Source organism: Mycobacterium scrofulaceum (assembly GCF_002086735.1).
In the GTDB taxonomy this organism is placed as follows: Bacteria; Actinomycetota; Actinomycetes; order Mycobacteriales; family Mycobacteriaceae; genus Mycobacterium; species Mycobacterium scrofulaceum.
Map to the genome: position 1 here is coordinate 185575 of NZ_MVIJ01000001.1, position 17991 is coordinate 203565.

The 17991-nt window shown below is 68.6% G+C and carries 11 protein-coding genes; 2 read left to right on the forward strand and 9 right to left on the reverse strand.

Annotated elements, in window-relative coordinates; genetic code table 11:
* Positions 1–70: 70 nt before the first annotated feature.
* Positions 71–703: a DUF5134 domain-containing protein gene (locus tag BST44_RS00745; protein ID WP_083174369.1), complete on the forward strand. Its 633-nt coding sequence runs from the start codon at positions 71–73 to the stop codon at positions 701–703.
* A gap of 91 nt (positions 704–794) precedes the next feature.
* Entirely contained in the window at positions 795–1808 is a 1014-nt protein-coding gene (locus BST44_RS00750; RefSeq protein ID WP_083174732.1) for an NAD(P)/FAD-dependent oxidoreductase, read from the forward strand.
* A gap of 9 nt (positions 1809–1817) precedes the next feature.
* Here the strand turns inward: BST44_RS00750 and BST44_RS00755 are convergent, their stop codons facing one another.
* From BST44_RS00755 to BST44_RS00795, 9 genes are all read right to left on the reverse strand, one after another.
* Complete coding sequence (locus BST44_RS00755; RefSeq protein ID WP_083174371.1) at positions 1818–2492, reverse strand: DUF8185 domain-containing protein; 675 nt, start codon at positions 2490–2492, stop codon at positions 1818–1820.
* Positions 2480–2893, reverse strand: a complete 414-nt coding sequence (locus BST44_RS00760) for an acyl-CoA thioesterase (protein WP_083174372.1) — start codon at positions 2891–2893, stop codon at positions 2480–2482. The genes BST44_RS00755 and BST44_RS00760 overlap by 13 nt, the downstream gene beginning before the upstream one ends.
* On the reverse strand, positions 2890–7743 hold the full coding sequence (locus tag BST44_RS00765) for an NAD-glutamate dehydrogenase (RefSeq protein WP_083174374.1): 4854 nt from the start codon (positions 7741–7743) through the stop codon (positions 2890–2892). The genes BST44_RS00760 and BST44_RS00765 overlap by 4 nt, the downstream gene beginning before the upstream one ends.
* Positions 7744–7864: 121 nt before the next feature.
* Entirely contained in the window at positions 7865–9541 is a 1677-nt protein-coding gene (ettA, locus tag BST44_RS00770) for an energy-dependent translational throttle protein EttA (RefSeq protein WP_083174375.1), read from the reverse strand.
* A 118-nt stretch (positions 9542–9659) separates the two neighbouring features.
* A complete protein-coding gene (locus BST44_RS00775) occupies positions 9660–10139 on the reverse strand; it encodes a single-stranded DNA-binding protein (RefSeq protein WP_083174377.1) in 480 nt (159 codons plus the stop codon).
* A 154-nt stretch (positions 10140–10293) separates the two neighbouring features.
* Entirely contained in the window at positions 10294–12330 is a 2037-nt protein-coding gene (locus tag BST44_RS00780) for a bifunctional copper resistance protein CopD/cytochrome c oxidase assembly protein (RefSeq protein WP_083174378.1), read from the reverse strand.
* 30 nt (positions 12331–12360) lie between these two features.
* The gene (locus BST44_RS00785) at positions 12361–14718 is read right to left on the reverse strand and encodes a glycerol-3-phosphate 1-O-acyltransferase (protein WP_083174380.1); all 2358 of its coding nucleotides are present in this window, start codon (positions 14716–14718) and stop codon (positions 12361–12363) included.
* The gene (locus BST44_RS00790) at positions 14715–16481 is read right to left on the reverse strand and encodes an HAD-IB family hydrolase/lysophospholipid acyltransferase family protein (RefSeq protein WP_083174381.1); all 1767 of its coding nucleotides are present in this window, start codon (positions 16479–16481) and stop codon (positions 14715–14717) included. Before BST44_RS00790 ends, BST44_RS00785 begins: the two co-directional genes overlap by 4 nt.
* Entirely contained in the window at positions 16478–17947 is a 1470-nt protein-coding gene (locus BST44_RS00795; protein WP_083174383.1) for a WS/DGAT/MGAT family O-acyltransferase, read from the reverse strand. The genes BST44_RS00790 and BST44_RS00795 overlap by 4 nt, the downstream gene beginning before the upstream one ends.
* Between the last annotated feature and the right edge of the window lie 44 nt (positions 17948–17991).

Consider the following 17991-nt stretch of genomic DNA (forward strand, 5'->3'; position numbering starts at 1 on the left):
CGGCGCCATACCCGGCGGGGGTACTGTCGTGCCATGGCCGACATGGAGAAACCCGGCGGAGGGCGGGTAGGTGGATAACACCTTGCGCTGGGTGGTGACGGCGCTGTTCGCCGTCAGCTTCGCCGCCTACGCGTATTTCCTTGTCGCTCAACGCCGCTGCTGGACAAGCATGGTCAGCCAGCTGCTGCACCTGGCGATGTCGGCCGTGATGATCTTGATGGCCTGGGGCGTGGGAATGACTCTGCCGACGGCCGCGGCCACGTTGGGCTTCCTGCTGGGCGGCGCCTGGTTCGTCGGCATCGCCCGCCGCGCGCCGCGGGCCGGCGACGGCCCGCTGACGAGCTATTACTACGCCGCGATGATGGCGGCGATGGCCTGGATGTACGTGGCGATGACCGGCAGCCTGCCGGGCCGGTCCGAGCACCCGGGCGGCGACGCGATGGGCATGGCCGCCCATGGCGCCGCGCCGGGATCGCCGCACGCGGCCCACCACATGTCCCAGGGCACGCCGGGCTGGGTCAGCGTCGTGAACTGGACCGCGGCCGTGGGGTTCGCCGCGGTGGCGATCTACTGGGCGTACCGCTGGATGGCGCGGCGCTGGACGCGCCTGATGCCGCGGGCGGTTCCCCTCGCCTACGCCCAAATCGCAGCTCAGACGGTCACCGCCGCCGGCACGGCGTTGATGTTCGGCGCCATTGTATGAGCCCGGGCGGGGTCGGCTCGCCCCGCCTTCCGCCTCGGCGCGTGGCTCGGCGCTCCTCTATACCTAGTACATGGCGACCTACGCGTGGACAGTGATCGGAGCCGGGCCCGCGGGAATTGCCGCGGTGGGAAAACTGCTCGATCAGGGCATCCCGCCCGACAAGATCGCCTGGGTCGACCCGGCCTTCGCCGCGGGAGATTTGGGCGGCAAGTGGAGGTCGGTGTCCAGCAACACCATCGCCGGGACATTCATGAGTTTCTTGAATAGCTCTGCGGCCTTTCGGTTCTCACAGGCCCCGCCATGGCCGCTCGCCGAAGTCGACCCGGAGGAAACCTGCGCCCTGGCCCTGGTCGCCGATCCGTTGGTGTGGGTGACCGGCCAGCTGCGCGAACGGGTACGGGTGTTCGAAACGACGGCCACCAGCCTGACCCTGCGGCGCCGGCAGTGGTACATCGAGACGCGGGACCCGGAACTGACTTCAGACAACGTCATCCTCGCCGTCGGCGCGGTACCCCGCAGGCTCGACTATCCAATCGATGAGATTCCGGTCGAGGTCGCCCTGGATGCAGAGCAACTCGCCGAGGTACCGCTCGAGGGCGCGACGGTCGCCGTCTTCGGCTCGTCGCACTCGTCGATGATCGCCTTGCCGCACCTGCTGCGGCACCCGGTCCGCAAGGTGATCAATTTCTACCGCAGCCCACTCAAATACGCTGTCTATCTGAGGGATTGGATCCTTTTCGACGACACCGGCCTCAAGGGGCGAGCCGCCGTGTGGGCCCGCGAGAACATCGACGGCGTGTACCCGGAGCGGTTGGAGCGCTGCCTGGTTTCCGGCCCGCAATTCGACGAGAAGGTGGCCGAATGCGACCGCGTCGTCTACACCGTCGGTTTCGAGCAACGGAAGCTGCCCGAGACGCCGCAGTGGGGCCCGCTGCCGTACAACCGGATGAACGGGATCCTGGCCCCCGGATTGTTCGGGCTGGGCATCGCGTTCCCGGAGTACGCCGAGGATCCTTACGGTTACGGCCAATACCGCGTCGGCCTCCAGAAGTTCGTGGATTACCTGGACGCGGTTCTTCCGCTCTGGATGGCCTACGGGACGTGAAGGTATCCGTCAGCGCAACACCAGCGCCGGGTCGCCGCGACGGCGATACACCGAACCGAAACGGGCGTCGATACGCAGCCAGGTCGGCAGGATCCGGACCCGGATCATCTCGTCGGCGCCGACGGCGTCCGGCGACTGCGGCAGGAAACCCATCGCCGTCAGGGCGAACACACACCGCATGGGCAGCCCGACGCTGCCGTCCGGGGAGCTGACCTGGATGACCTCCTGGTCGAGCAGCGACACCGGCGGGCCGTGAGAACTGCCGTGTTCCTTGGCAAGTCGCGCGCCACGCTGCGCCAGGTCGAGCATCACGCGGGCGGGGATGTCATCGAGGTGGGTGAAACCGGAGTCCGGCGGCAGGGCGCCTCGCCACGCGGAATCCATCGCGAAGCCGGGATCGACATAGCCGGAGTCGTCCATCGCGGACAGCCCGCGCCCCAACGCATCCGCACCCACCGAGAGATCCTCGGGCCGCACCTGGCCACCCACCACCCGGCTGGCCAGCACGTCGAAACCCGTTGCCATCCAAGCCGTCAGCAGTCCGGGCGACCGGGTGCGCAGTCGAATGATCGCGGCGTCATCGAGTCGCAGCGCGCGATCGACGAACGCGGCCAGCTCCCTGCGTTGGGCGGCCGGGTCGGCCGGCCCCAGCCAAAGCCCGCGGTCAACTACTACCGGATCCACCGTTGCAGATACTCCCGATGATGTGGGGAGAGGCGCACCAGGCGCTCCTCCTCGATATGGACGGCGGCCAGCTGCGACTCGGCGACGACGGCGGGCTTGGACTCGGGATCGGCATTGATTGAACGCACTTCGTAGCCCAGCGTGAAGTCCACCGCCCGCAACCGCTTGGTCCACATCGTCACCTGCAGCGGCGAATCGACCAGCCGCAGTTGACCTTTGTAGGTCACCTTGACTTCGGCGATCAGCAACCCGATGGTCAAGATATCGACCTCGAACGCTTCACGCAGAAACTGGACCCGCGCCTCCTCCAGGATCGTGACCATGGTGGCGTGGTTGACGTGCTGGTACATGTCGATGTCCGACCACCGTACCGGGACGGGGGCCACGAAGCCGACGCTCAACTCGACGACCCTCTTCCGCTGGTGCGGGTCATGCGCCGGATCTGCCGCGCGGCCACCGACAACGTCGCAAGGTCCTTCTCCCCGCTTTCCTGGATTTCGATCAGGGTGCGGCGGGCCCGCTCGACCCGCGATGCCGACAGGTGCTCCCACTCGGCGATCTTCTCCTCGCCGCTTTCGTCCGGCTCACCCACCGCGAGCACGTCGAAGCACAACGACCGCAGCGAGGCGTAAATGTCGTCGCGAATCGCCAACCGCGCCAGGGAATGCCAGCGATCGTTGCGGGGCAGCTCGGAAACGGCCGTCAGCAAACCGTCGGTGCCCAGCCGGTCCATCAGGGCGAAGTAGGTGTCCGCGACCTCGGCGGCGTCGATGTCGTTGATGTCGCCGATGTCGATGATGTCGAGCAGGCTGAACCGGTACAGACCGGCGGCGATCATGTACGCCAGGTCCTCGGGCGCTCCCTGCGAGGCGAACTCGGCGGCCTCCTTCTCGACGATCGCCTTGTCGTCGCCCCGTAGCCACTCCGACATCCGCGGGGTGAGGTCCTTGACCTTCGCGGCGAACCGGTTGATCTCGGCGCCGACGGCCAGCGGCTGGGGACGGTAGTTGAGCAGCCACCGGCTGGCGCGGTCGATCAACCGCCGGGTGTCCAGTGTGAGCCGGTCCGACAGCGCGACCGGCAGATTCGCCGCGCGGATCCGTCGCCAGATGTCCCCGACGCCGAAGATCGCGTCGGTGGCCACGTAGGTCCGCACCGCGTCGACCGGCCCGACACCGACGTCCTCGACGATCCGGAAGGCGTAGCTGATGCCGGCGGTGTCGACCAGATCGTTGATCAGCATGGTGGTGACGATCTCCCGGCGCAGCTGGTGGGTGCGGATCTCCGGGGTGAACCGGTCCCGCAACGGCGTCGGAAAGTATTGGGGCAACCGGGATGCGAACACGTCCTGCTCGGTCAGCTCGGTGTTCAGCATCTCCTCTTTGAGCCCGAGCTTGACGTGCGCCATCAGGGTGCACAGCTCGGGCGACGTCAGACCGATGCCGGCCTCACACCGCCGGTCGATCTCCTTCTCCGAGGGCAGCGCTTCCAGTTCGCGGTTGAGCCCCCGCTCGTCGACCAGGTACTGAATCTGCCTGCCGTGCACGGGCAGCAGGCTGGCCGCGTTGGCGCGGCTGGTGCCGATCAGGTCGTTCTGATCCTCGTTGTCGGTGAGCACCAGCTGCGCGACCTCGTCGGTCATCGACTCCAGCAGTTCTTTGCGCTCGTCGGGATCGACCCTGCCGGCGGTGACCAGCGAGTCGATCAGGATCTTGATGTTGACCTCGTGGTCCGAACAGTCCACGCCGGCGGAGTTGTCCATCGCGTCGGTGTTGATGCGACCGCCGGACAGGTCGAATTCGACCCGGCCCAGGGCGGTGACCCCCAGGTTCCCACCTTCGCCGATCACCTTGGCGCGCACCTGACTTGCGTTGACCCGCACCGGATCGTTGGCGCGGTCGCCGACGTCGGCGTCGGACTCCGACTCGGCCTTGATGTAGGTGCCGATGCCGCCGTTGAACAGCAGGTCCACCGGCGCCTGCAGGATCGCCTTGATCAGGTTGGGCGGGGTCATCTCGGTGACCTCGCCGTCGATGCCCAAGGCGTCGCGCACCTGCGGGCTGACCGGGATGGACTTGTGCTCGCGGCTGTACACCCCGCCGCCCTCGCTGATCAACGACTCGTCGTAGTCCTCCCAGCTGGACCGCGGCAGGTCGAACATCCGCCGGCGTTCCTCCCACGAGGCCGCCGGGTCGGGGTCGGGATCGAGGAAGACGTGCCGATGGTCGAAGGCGGCGATCAACCTGATGTGTTTGGACAGCAGCATGCCGTTGCCGAACACGTCGCCGCTCATGTCGCCGATGCCGACCACGGTGAAGTCCTCGGTCTGGGTGTCCACGCCCATCTCCCGGAAGTGGCGTTTGACGGCCTCCCATGCGCCCCTGGCGGTGATGCCCATGGCCTTGTGGTCGTAGCCCACCGATCCGCCGGACGCGAACGCGTCGCCCAGCCAGAACCCGTAGGACTTCGCGACGTCGTTGGCGATGTCGGAGAAGGTGGCGGTGCCCTTGTCCGCGGCCACCACCAGGTAGGCGTCGTCGCCGTCTCGTCGGAGCACCTCGGGCGGCGGACTGACCTTCTTCGTTTTGTGGTCGACGTTGTCGGTGACGTCGAGCAGCCCGGAGATGAACAGCTGATAGCAGGCGACGCCTTCGGTGCGGGCCGCCTCCCGGTCCTGGGCCTGGTCGCCGGTGGCCATCGGTGGCCGCTTGACGACGAAGCCGCCCTTGGCCCCGACCGGCACGATGACGGCGTTCTTCACTGCCTGCGCCTTGACGAGGCCGAGGATCTCGGTGCGGAAATCGTCGCGGCGATCCGACCAGCGCAGCCCGCCGCGCGCCACCGGACCGAACCGCAGGTGCACGCCCTCGACGCGGGGCGAGTAGACGAAGATCTCGTATTTGGGACGCGGCAGCGGCAGCTCGTCGATCAGCTGGGCATCGAGCTTGAGCGCCAGCACATTTCGCGCGCGGGCCGAACCCTCCCGGGTCACGAAGTAATTGGTGCGCAGCGTCGCCTGAACCAGGGAGGCGAAGGCCCGCAGGATGCGGTCGGTGTCCAGGCTCATCAGCGCGTCGATGTCGGCGGCGACCGCGGCCGCCGCGGCCTGGGCGTCGCGGTTCGCCGAGGGACCCGAGGGCCGGGGATCGAACAGCGCCTCGAACAGGGCGACCAGGGAACGCGCGGTGGACGGGTGCTCGCCCAGCACCGATTCGATGTAGGACTGACTGTAGGGAAAACCGGCCTGCCGCAGGTATTTCGCGTAGGCGCGCAGCAGCACGACCTGCTGCCAGGTCAGCCGCGCGCGCATGACCAGCTCGTTGAACCGGTCGATCTCGACGCGCCCTTGCCAGATCGCCGTGACCGCGTCGGCGAAGCGCTGCGCGGTCGCTTCGCGCTCGGCCGCCGTGGTGGCCGGCGCGATGCTGGGATGCGTCGAGATCTTGAACTGGTAGATCCACACCGGTAGCCCGTCGGGCCGGGTCACCGTGAAGGGGCGTTCCTCGAGCACCACCACGCCCATGCTCTGCAGCATGGGCAGCAGCTGGCTCAGCGACGCGGTGCGCCCGCCCAGGAACCAGGTGAGTTGGGCGGCACCGTCGTCGCCGCGTTCGGAGAACACCAGCTTGACCGAATCGTCTTGCAGCTCTTCGATGATGGCGATGTGGTCGATGGCGTCGGCCGGGGCGACGGCCTGCTTGTAGACCTCGGGGAAAGCGTTCGCGTAATGCTCGACTTCGGCGTGGTCGACGGAGCTGTCCGCCGCGGCGCCCATCAATCGGTCGGTCCAGGTCCGCGCGGCCTCGCTCAGCATCCCCTGGATGCGGACCCGGTTGTCCTCGGAGACGTCGACCGGCGCGGCGGCATCATCCTTCTGGGGCAGCCGCACCATGAAATGCATCAGGGCCCAGGGAGATTCGCTGACGCGAGCGGTGAATTCCAGTCGCGTTCCGCCGAACTCGCGGACCAGGATGTCCTCGATCTGCAGCCGGACCTGCGTGGTGTAGCGGTCCCTGGGCAGGTAGACCAGGCACGAGACGAAGTATTGGAGCCGGTCGGCACGCAAGAACAACAACGCCTGCCGCTGAGATCCCAGATCCACCACCGCTTTGGCCATCGCCAACAGCTGTTCGGCGCCCAACGTGAACAGCTCGGAGCGGGGCACGGTCTGGATGACATCGAGCAGCAGCTGGCCGGGGTGGATCGGATCGCTGTCGGCCAGGGCGAGCGCGTCGCGCACCCGGGTGGAGATCATCGGGATCTCCAGGACGTCGGCGTTCATGGCGGCGACCGTGAAGAGCCCGACGAAGCGGTGCTCGACGACGCCGTCGTCGCCGTCGAGGTTTTCCCGAACGGCGATCGCGTACGGGTAGGCGCCGTAGCGCAGGTAGCTGCCGACGACCGACTGCGCCAGCACCAGCAATTTGTCGTCGTCGGTCAACCGCGGCCGGGACCCGGTGCGGTTGCGCAGGACGCCCAGGCCGGGTGAGCCGTCGCCGGAGACCAGGCGCTCGTGCACGCGGCACCGCTGGTAGCCGAGCAGCAGGAAGTTGCCGTCGCCCAGCCAGCGCAACAGGGCCGCGACGTCGTCGCGGTCCGGGGCCGAGAAGTGACCTTGCGCATTGGTCTCGACCTCCGCGGCCAGGCCACCCAGCGTGGCGATCAGCGCGCCCGCGTCGCTGGCGACCTGCTGCACGTCGGACAGCACCTTGGGCAACAGCCGTTCGACCTCGGCGAGGCCCTTGCTGTCGACGGACGGCAGCAGCTGCACGTGTATCCACGCTTCGCCGACGTATTGCGGGGCGCCCGGCGGCTTCGGTTCGACACTGAGCAGGTCACCGTTCGGGTCGCGGTTGACTTCGAACACCGGCGTCATGATGGCCGCGTAGGGCACACCGAGCCGGTGCAGCAGCACCGTGACCGAGTCCATCAGCATGCCGCCGTGGTCGGTGACGACCTGCAGGGCGGGCCCGAATCCGGCGGGGTCGTCCGGAGCGTAGACCGCGACCCGGCTTTGGCCGGCCGGCCGGTGCTGGCCCAGTCGATAGTGCGCGGCGAGCATCGCGGGCGTCACGATGGCGGCCGGCACGGTCAGGCCGATCGGCCCGGATTCCGCCACCCCGGATCCGTCGCCGTGCGGACCGCGATAGCTCTCGATGTAGGCCTTCGCGATCCAGTCCGGAATGTCACGCTGCTGGCCGAAGGCGGTCCACGGCTTGAGGGCCTGCTTGGCTCCGGGATCGATCGTCATGCCGATAGCTCCCAACTCGTGACAACTGCCGCTGTGCTCAACCGCCCACTCTTCCCCCGCCGCGGGGTGCCCCCCGCAGCGGCCCTCGGGGCCACATCGTCGCGGGGCGTGGCAGCTGACACTAGTCGCGCGTGAGCTTCCGGTGGGTCACTCGGTGCGGCCGCGCCGCGTCGGCGCCGAGCCGTTCGACCTTGTTCTCCTCGTAGGCACCGAAGTTGCCCTCGAACCAGAACCACTTGGCCTCGTTGTCCTCGTCGCCCTCCCAGGCGAGGATGTGCGTGCATGTGCGGTCCAGGAACCAGCGGTCATGCGAAATCACCACCGCGCAGCCCGGGAACTTCTCCAGGGCGTTCTCCAGCGAACCCAGCGTCTCGACGTCCAGGTCGTTGGTCGGCTCGTCGAGCAGGATCAGGTTGCCGCCTTCTTTCAGCGTGAGCGCCAGGTTCAGCCGGTTGCGCTCGCCACCGGACAGCACGCCCGCCGGCTTCTGCTGGTCGGGCCCCTTGAAGCCGAACGCCGAGACGTAGGCGCGCGACGGGATCTCGTTCTGGCCGACCTCGATGTAGTCGAGGCCATCCGAGACGACTTCCCACACGGTCTTCTTCGGATCGATACCCGCGCGGGACTGGTCCACGTAGCTGAGCTTGACCGTTTCTCCGACCTTGACCGTGCCGCTGTCCGGCTGTTCGAGCCCGACGATCGTCTTGAACAGCGTCGTCTTGCCGACCCCGTTGGGACCGATGACCCCGACGATGCCGTTGCGGGGCAGGGTGAAGGACAGGTCCTTGATCAGGGTGCGCCCGTCGTAGCCCTTGTCCAGGTGGTCGACCTCGACGACCACGTTGCCCAGCCGCGGCCCGACGGGGATCTGGATCTCCTCGAAGTCGAGCTTGCGCGTCTTCTCCGCTTCGGCGGCCATCTCCTCGTAGCGCTGCAGCCGGGCCTTGTTTTTCGCCTGCCGCGCTTTGGCCCCCTGCCGCACCCAGGCCAGCTCCTCGGTGAGCCGCTTCTGCAGCTTGGCGTCCTTGCGGCCCTGCACCGACAAGCGCTCGGCCTTCTTCTCCAGATAGGTCGAGTAGTTGCCCTCGTAGGGGTACGCGCGCCCGCGGTCGAGCTCGAGGATCCACTGGGCGACGTTGTCCAGGAAGTAGCGGTCGTGGGTCACCGCCAACACCGCGCCCGGGTAGGCGGCCAGATGTTGCTCGAGCCACTGCACGCTTTCGGCGTCCAGGTGGTTGGTCGGCTCGTCGAGCAGCAGCAGGTCGGGCTTGGACAGCAGCAGCTTGCACAGCGCCACGCGGCGCCGCTCACCACCGGACAGGTTCGTCACCGGCTCGTCCGCCGGTGGGCAGCGCAGGGCGTCCATGGCCTGCTCCAGCTGCGAGTCGAGGTCCCAGGCTTCGGCGTGGTCGAGCTCCTCCTGCAGCCGGCCCATTTCCTCCATCAGCTCGTCGGAGTAGTCGGTGGCCATCAATTCGGCGACCTCGTTGAAGCGGTCCAGCTTGACCTTGATGTCGCCGAGTCCCTCCTCGACGTTGCCGCGCACCGTCTTCTCTTCGTTCAGCGGCGGCTCCTGCTGCAGGATGCCGACGGAGGCGCCGGTGGCGAGGAAGGCCTCGCCGTTGTTGGGCTTGTCCAGCCCCGCCATGATCCGCAAGACGCTCGACTTGCCGGCGCCGTTGGGGCCAACGACACCGATCTTGGCGCCTGGATAGAAGCTCAACGTGACGTCGTCCAGGATCACCTTGTCGCCGTGCGCCTTGCGGACCTTTTTCATCGTGTAGATGAACTCAGCCATTCCGCGGTTATGCCTTTCTGGTCGTCAAGTGATCTCGCGGACCATCCTAGGCACCGGCCGACGGCCACCGGCCCGCCCCTAAGCCGACCGTCGGGCGGGAACGGACAGCGGGGCGCGGTCAGGCAGCGGCGTTGGCGGAATCGGCCGGGCCGTCATCGGCCTTGAGGTCCTCGTCACCACCAACGTCGGCGGCCGCCACCGAAGTTCCATCGGCGGCCGGGTGCTCCGCGCTCGGGCCCGTATACCCGGGCTTCTCGATCCGCACGATCGCGCGGGACACGTCGGGCCCGACGGAGGTGGCACGCATTTCCAGCGACGAGCGGCGGTTGCCGTCGCGATCTTCGTACTCGCTGGTGTAGACGTGGCCGACCACGATCACCGGTGCGCCCTTGCCCAGCGCGGCACCCACGCCGGTGACCAACTTGCCCCAGCAATTGACGTTGATGAACAGCGAGTTACCCGGCTCCCAGCCGCCGTCGGCCGTGCGCCGCCGGGAATTGCTGGCCACCCGGAACTTGATGACCTCCTGAGTGCCGACCTGTCGACGTTCGGGGTTGTTGACGATGTGGCCTACCACGGTAAGCGGGGTTTCGAACATGGGCCTGATCCCTTCCTGGTTGCGATTGGGCGCTGAACGCATCACCGCCCGTCCTGGCAGCCAGTGAGCCCGGCGGCACCGACGGGCCGGCGGGTGGGAAGGCCTTCGACCCGGCGTCGCCCGCCGGCCCTGTGGAAAGACTCACGACTGTGGATCAGTCCGCGGGTTGATGCGAGCGCTTCGGCGCGTCTCGCTGGGCGAGTTCGGCGAGCATGGCGTTATAGGCGACCAGCTCGGCGTCGTCGTCGCGGTCGGCGGCGCGGTCCAACCGCCGCGCGGTGCGGTCGTCGCTGCGCGCCCACTGCACCAGCAGCGCCATCATGACGATCACCAGGGGCAGCTCCCCCGCCGCCCAGGCGATGCCGCCACCCAGCCGCTGGTCCCCCAGCAGGTCGGTGTGCCAGCTCAAACCGAGCGAACGGTAGTAATCGGCGCCGAGCACCCTGCGGGTGCCCATCAGCACCACCCCGAAGAACGCGTGCAGCGGCAACGACGCGAACACCACACCCACCTTGGCCAGCGGCGGGATCGGCCGCGGGGTGGGGTCGACGCCGATGACGATCCAATAGAACAGGTAGCCGCTGAGCAGGAAGTGCACGTTCATCGCGAGGTGGCCCGCGTGACTGCTCACTGCGGTGTCGAACAGGTTCGACAGGTACAGCCCGTAGAAGCCGGCGACGAAAAGCACCGTGGCGACCACGGGGTTGGTGAGGAACCGCGACAGCCGGCTGTGCAACGCGGCGAGCAACCATTCCCGCATCCCCGGCGGGCCGTCGCGGCCCGCTGCGGGCAACGCCCGCAGGGCCAGGCTGACCGGGGCGCCGAGCACCAGCAGGATCGGCACCAGCATCGACAGGCCCATGTGGGCGATCATGTGCACGCTGAACATCGCCGGCATGTAGCGGCCGACCCCCGACGAGGTGACGAACAGCAAGGTCAGGCAGCCGAGCAGCCAGGCCACGGTCCGCCCGGGCGGCCAGGCGTCGCCGCGGCGGCGCAGGCGCACCACAGCGGCCACGTAGAGGGCGGCCAACACGATCGCGGCGCTGCCGAAGATCAGGTCGAAGCGCCAGTCGAACAGGATGCGGGCCGGCGTCGGCGGCCCGCTGAAGTCGTAGCCGATCTCGGCTTCGGGAATCGAGGGCAGCCGGCTCGGCGGCGGGGGCGGCGGGGTGCGGCCCAGCCCGACGGCGACACCGAAGGTCAAGCCGAAGACGGCGGCCTCGGCGAGCGCGAGCCGGAGCAGGGCGCGGCGCGCCGCGGGTGCTTCCGGTTCCGCCTGCAATCGGGCGACCGACGAGCGCCGCTGACGCCACCCGATGACGCCCAGCACGCACAGGGCGACGAACTTGGCGATGACCAAGCGCCCGTACTCGGTGGTCAACAGGTCGCCGGGCGCCACCCGCACCACGGCGTTCATCACGCCGCTCAGCGCCATCGCGACCCAGCACCACAGCGCGATCGCCGAGAACCGCCGCGCCGCCAGGGCGATGTGCCCACCCCCGCGCAGCCCGTACGCCGCCAACGCCAGCAGCCCCCCGGCCCACAGGGCGGCGGCTACCAGGTGGATCAGCAGGCTGTTGGTCGCCAGGTCGTGCGACCCACCGGCCGACGAGTGGCCGGTCAGTGCCAGCGGGATGAGCGTCAGCACCGAGCCGGCGAACAGCAGCGGCGTCCACGACCAGCGCAGCACCGGCAGGCTGGCCAGCATCACCAGCGCGGCCAGCGCCGCGGTCCAGCGCCACGCCGAGGCGGTGGCGACCAGGCCGGCAACCGACCAGAGCCGCACCGGGTTCAGCAGCGCGCTCAACGGTCGGCCCGACACATCGGAGATAGTCAGCGGCACCAGCAGCGCCGCGCACACGGCCCACACGCCCGACGCCACCGTCCCCAGCCGAAGCGCCCGGTAGCCGTCGGCGTCCAGGACGCCGCTGCGTTGCGGCGGCACGAAGAACGCCGCGAACAGGAACGAGCCGACGGCCAACACCGCGGCGATCTCCCCCGCCGCCCGGACGAACGGCAACCCCAGCGTGGTCGCCGAGCCCGGGTCGGGCAAACCCGTGGCGGTCAGCGCGTCGGCCAGCGACAACGCCCCGATACCGGCCGCCGTGCAGCCCGCCAGCACCCCGACGCCGATCAGCAGCGGCCACGCGAGCGCGCGGGGGGTGGTCACAGACCGGTCGACCGTCATACAGCCAGGGTATGGGGCGCCGAGCGCGGGCTACCGAGCCAGGCGCTCCTGACGGGCCCTGGCCTCGCGGGCGACGAACTGGTTGCGCGCCATCCGCCCGGCGTAATCGGAATCCCGCAGGATGTCGCGCAGCTCCCGCAGAAAAGCGAGCCGCCGTTCGGCGAGGTCGGGGGAGGCCGCTATCAGGTCCTGGTCGACCACGACCTGATAGGCGGTGGCGAACAACAGCGTCGACACCGATTCGCTGCTGCGGACCCGCGTCTGCGCCACGTACTGGCGGCCCACGCCGAGCGCCGATTCCGTCAGTTCCTTGTGCCCGACGTCGGTCGGCGCGTCCCGCAACACGTCGGCGACGATCTCGTAGGCCTCGAAGAACACCCGCAGCATCGCGTCCGCCATCAGCGGCCGCTTGGCGAACAGCAGCGCATCGATCTCCTCGCCGCCGGCGATCACGTGGGCTTCCCAGTCGTCGTGCCAGGCCATCTCTTCGGCGATGTTGGCCCGGAACGCCGCCGAGTCCGCGAAGTAGAAGTCGAACTTCAGCAGGTCGCGCAGCCGCATCGCCTGACCCCAGAAGGCTTGCATGCGGTCGCCGTCAATGTGGCGGGCGTGCGCCAACGCGAGTTCGACGATCGAGGTCTCCAGGAAGGCGTGAATCAGTGAGTTGCGGTAGAACGCGGCCGCGTGCTGTTCGTCGGGGCCGATGCGCCACACCGGTTCCCACCCGCCGTCGACGCGGGTGATGGGGTGTCCGTTGGACAACGCGTCGACCGCCGCCCGCACCCCGTCGCGGGAGCGCAGCCTCAGCGCGCTCGTCGACATCGGCGTGTGCTTGCGCTCCAGATAGTCGAGCGAATCCTGCAGGGTGTGGTGCAGCTGATCGAGCGTCAACGCCGCGCCCCGCGTGGTGAGCAGCAGCGCACACACCAGACCTGTCGCCGTCACCGGTGTCGCCTGCAGTATGCGCCACGCAACCTCGAACGACATCTTCTGCAGCGCAAGCCGTTTGGAGTCCTGGTCGAGGGTCAGCGGGCCGTGCGCCGGGCCCAGGTACTGGCGCATCGACACGGCCTCCGGGAAACGGACGTAGATCTTGCCGTAGTTGCGTTCGCCCTGCGCCCTGATGAAGTTGTACAGCCAGCCGACGCCTTCGGGTGTCTTCTCGCCGCCGCGGGCGTAGGCCGCGTACTCGGCGGTCTCGTGCAACTGATCGAAGCTGATGGAAACCGGCTGCAGCAGAATGTCTTCGCTGCGGCCGTCCAGGTACGCGTCCGCGACGTAGGCCAGCAGGCCGAGTTTGGGGGGCAGCATCTTGCCGGTGCGCGAGCGCGTGCCCTCGATGGACCAGCTCAGGTTGAACCGCTTTTCGACGATGTAGCCGACGTATTCGCGCAGCACGTATTTGTAGAGCGGGTTCGCGCCGATGTTGCGGCGGATGAAGATGACACCGGCCCGGCGCAACAACGGACCCATCGCGCCGAACGACAGGTTGATCCCGGCGAACACATGCACGGGCGGGAGCCGGTTCTCCTGCATCGCCACCGGCACCACCGCGCCGTCGATGTAGGACCGGTGCGAGAACAGCAGCACCGCCGGGTGGGCTTCCAGCGCGGCACGCATCGCGGCCACCTGATACCCGTCGTAGTCGATCTCCGGATCGAAGCCACGGCTGATCGCCCTGCCGAGGACGGATACCAGGTCGACGGAGACCCGGCTCCAGCCGGTGGAGAGTTCGTCGAGCATCTCGCCGGCTTCTTCGACGGTTGCGCCGGGGATCTTCTCCAGCCCGGCACGAAACCGGCTGGATTCCAAGATCTCGGGCTTCACCAGCCGCGGAGACTTGTACTGCGGCCCCAGGATGCGGTACTCGACGCGTTCGAGCGCCAGCAACGCGCGGCGGATGACGAATCGGGCGAAGTCGCTTTCGTTCTCGCCGACGGTGATGTCGCGCCACTGCTGGCGCAGCTCGGAGACTTTCGCCGCTTCCCCGGCCACCACTCGCGCCCGCCGCGGGGCGCTGCGCACGATGTGCAGTTGCTGACGTTCGTTGGGGTGGTAGGGATCCCGGCCCGGGAGCAGCCCCGCCAACTTCGCGATCCTGCCGCGATCCGGTGCCGGCAACCAGAACACCCGCACCGGCACGATGGAACGGTCGTCGGTGGGCTCCGCGCCGGCCGCGAGTCGCTCGATGAGCGCGGTCAGCGCGTCCGGCGGCGCATGGGGCGGCGGCAGTTCCAGGACGTCGAATCTCGCCCCCGGCCTGTCGGCGCGCTGTTGCGCCATCCACGCGGACACCAGTTCCCTCTCGACCGGCGAGGCCATGGACGCCAGCACCAGCGAGTCGTGGCCGGTGAGGACCGCGGTGGTATCCGCGGCCGGTTCGGTCACGGCTGCCCTTCGGGCGGGGACTCCGGCGGCTCGGCGCGGACGGTGGCATCGGCGGACCGTTGTGCCTCACCGTCTTTGAGAGCGGCCCGGGACTCGTGCGGATTCACCTTGGCCGACGGGGATTTCGGCGCGGCCTTCTTCGCTGGCGCCTTCTTTGCGGGCGCCTTCTTTGCCGATGCCTTCGAAACGGCTTTGGCCGCGGTCTTTTTCGCCGGGGCCTTCGCCTTGGCGGCCGCCTTCTTTTCGGCGTACAGGTCGACCTTGGGCAGCTCCCCCGTTTCTTTGGGGGGCCAGTCGGCCAGCGTGTCCAGGTACAGCTGCCGGACCTCGGCGATGCGTTCCGCCAGGTTCTCGACGGTCCAGTCCTGCACCGAGATCGGCGGGAACACCGCGACGTCGACCGTGCCGGGATTGACGACGGTGGAGTTCCTGGCGGCGACGAGCTCCGCATTGCGGATCACGATCGGGACGATCGGAATTCCGGCCGCCATGGCGAGGCGGAACGGCCCCTTCTTGAACGGCCCCACTTCGGTGGTGTCGACCCGGGTGCCTTCCGGGGCGATCACGATCGACAGGCCCTTCCTGGCACGGTCTTCGACCTCGTGCATCGTCTCCACCGCGGCGGCGGGATCGTCCCGGTCGATGAACACGCCGTCGAGCAGCCTGCCGAGCGTGCCCATGACCGGGTCTTTCTGCAGCTCCTTCTTGCCCACGCCGATCCAGTTGTCGCGCACCAGCGCACCCGCGATCACGGGGTCGACCTGGTTGCGGTGATTGAAGATGAACACCGCCGGACGCTGCGCGGTCAGGTTCTCCTTGCCGATCACGTTGAGCTGCACGCCGGCGATCGCCAGCGACAGCTGGGAGAACGTCGAGGTGAAGAAGTTCACCCCGCGCCGTCGGTTCCGGGTCAGCACGCCGATGCCCACGGCGCCGGCGGCGACCGGAAACATCGAGCCGAAGCCGGCGAGCGTGCGGATCTGGCGCCGCAGGCCCACCGGACCCCGGCTGTTGAACCGCAGGATCGGCCAGCCGCGGCGCTTGGCCACGGCGGCCATCTTGCCCTCGGGATTGGTCGGGCGCGGGTTGCCGACCAGATACATCAGGGCGACGTCCTCGTCCCCGTCGGCGTAGAAATAGCTGTCCTTCAGGTCGATGCCGTTCTCCGCCGCAAATCGTTGCACCGCAGCCGCTTTGCCCGGCCCCCACAGGATCGGCTTCTGCACGCCGCCGGTGAGTATGCCGTCCTCGGTGGTCTCGAACTTGTTGGTGAGCATGTTCGAGATGCCCAGGAACCGCGCCACCGGGTTGACCTGGATGGTCAGCGCCGACGAGCTGAGCACCACGGTGTGCCCGCGAGCCACGTGCGCCCGCACCAACTCCCGCATCTCGGGGTAGATCCGCGACTCGATCCGCTGCACGAACAGCCGTTCGCCGATCTCCTCCAGGTCGTCGAGCAGGCGGCCGGCCAGCGCGGCGGCGGCCTTGCCGATGAGGTCCTCGAACTCGATGCGTCCCAGCGTGTGGCTCAGGCCGGCCTGGACCATGCCGAGCAGCTCGCCCACGCCCATGTCGCGGCGCAACAGCCGCTCCTGGGTGAGGATCACCGCCGTGAAGCCGGCCACCAGGGTCCCGTCGAGGTCGAAGAACGCTCCGATCTTGGGACCCGGTGGGCTGGCCATGATTTCGGCGACCGAGCCGGGCAACCGCATGTCCGTCCCTGCCGCTCCACGCCCGTCTGCCTGGTCTTTGGCGGCGCTCATGAGCCCGACCCCGTCCGCGCGGAGGTCGCCGGTTCGGTGAACGAGGCGGGCACCGCGCGGGGCGCTCCTTCACCGGCCAAGGCCAGGATCTCGTCGAAGCCCTCAAGCAGGCATTGGGCGAACAGGGGCTCGTTGCGCACCGACGCCCTGTCGTAGCGCACGGTGATGGTGCACCACCCGCCCCGCGAGATCAGCACCACCATCATCGCCACCCCGGGAAGCGGGCCGATACCATACTGCCGCAACACTTTTGCGCCGGCGATGTAGGTGTCTCCGGGATACACGGGGACGTTGCTGGCCTGCACGTCGGAGCCGATCACCGAGCCCGTGATGCCTTCGAGCACCGCCGTGGGCAGGACGCTGAGCAGGGGCGCGACGGAGCCGATGATGTTCATCGCGGGCTCGTCGCGGCGTTGGGTCATCTGCGCGCGGATCTTCTTCATCCGCGAGACCGGGTCGACGGTGCCCACCGGCGCGGCCAGGTTGACCCCGGTGAACCGGTTGCCCCCGGCCGTGTCGGCCTCGGCCCGCAGGTTCACCGGCACCGCCATGGGCAGCGTGCTGATCGGCACGCCGAGCGCCTCGTGGTAGCGCCGCAGGGTGCCGCACAGGCCGGCGAGGTAGGCGTCGTTGATCGAGCCCCCGCCGGCCTTGGCGGCCCGGTGCAGGTCGGAAAGCGGGATGTCGATCGCCTCGGTGCGGGTGGCCAGGCTGCGCCGCCGCAGCAGGGGCGACGGCTCGGCCGCCCGGTTCAGCACCCGCATCCCCGACATGGCGTAGCCGACGATCCCGGAGACGGTGGACGTCGGTTCCAGGACCGCGCGTCCGGCCGCCGACACGGCTCCGGACACCGCGCTCAGGACGCCGCCGATCACCGCGGTGGGCAGGTGGTTGATGCCTTGCCGCATCAGATCGTTGGCCGTGAGGTCCTGCGGGATCGGCAGCGGGGGTGTCGGCTTGGGCGGCGGGTTGCGTTCGAGGTCATAGATTTCCGCGAACATCTGCACGCCGCCGACGCCGTCGGTGACCGCGTGGCTGACGTGCAGCAGCGTCGCGGCCCTGCCGTCGGCCAGACCCTCGACCAGGGTGGCCGTCCACAGCGGCCGCGAGATGTCCATGGGCGACTGCAGGATCACCTCGGCGAGGTTGAAGACGTCGCGCAGCGTGCCGGGCTCGGCCACCCGCATCCTGCGCACGTGGAATTCGAGGTTGAAGTCCGGGTCCACCACCCAGCGCGGTGACGCCGTCGGCAGTGTCGGCACGACGACCTTCTGCCGCAGCCGCAACACCCGTCGGGAAGCGTTTTCGAATCGGCTCAGGAACTTGTCCCAGTCCGGCGTGGTGTCCAGGAGTTCCAGCGCCATGATCCCCGAACGAGTCCGGGGATTCGCCTCCCCCCGATGCATCAGATAGTCGACCGGTCCAAGCTGGTCGGACAATTTCACGACCCCATCGGACTCAGTCATGGCCCTCCGCCCGACGCGCCAACCCTGTCACCGAAGATCAAGCC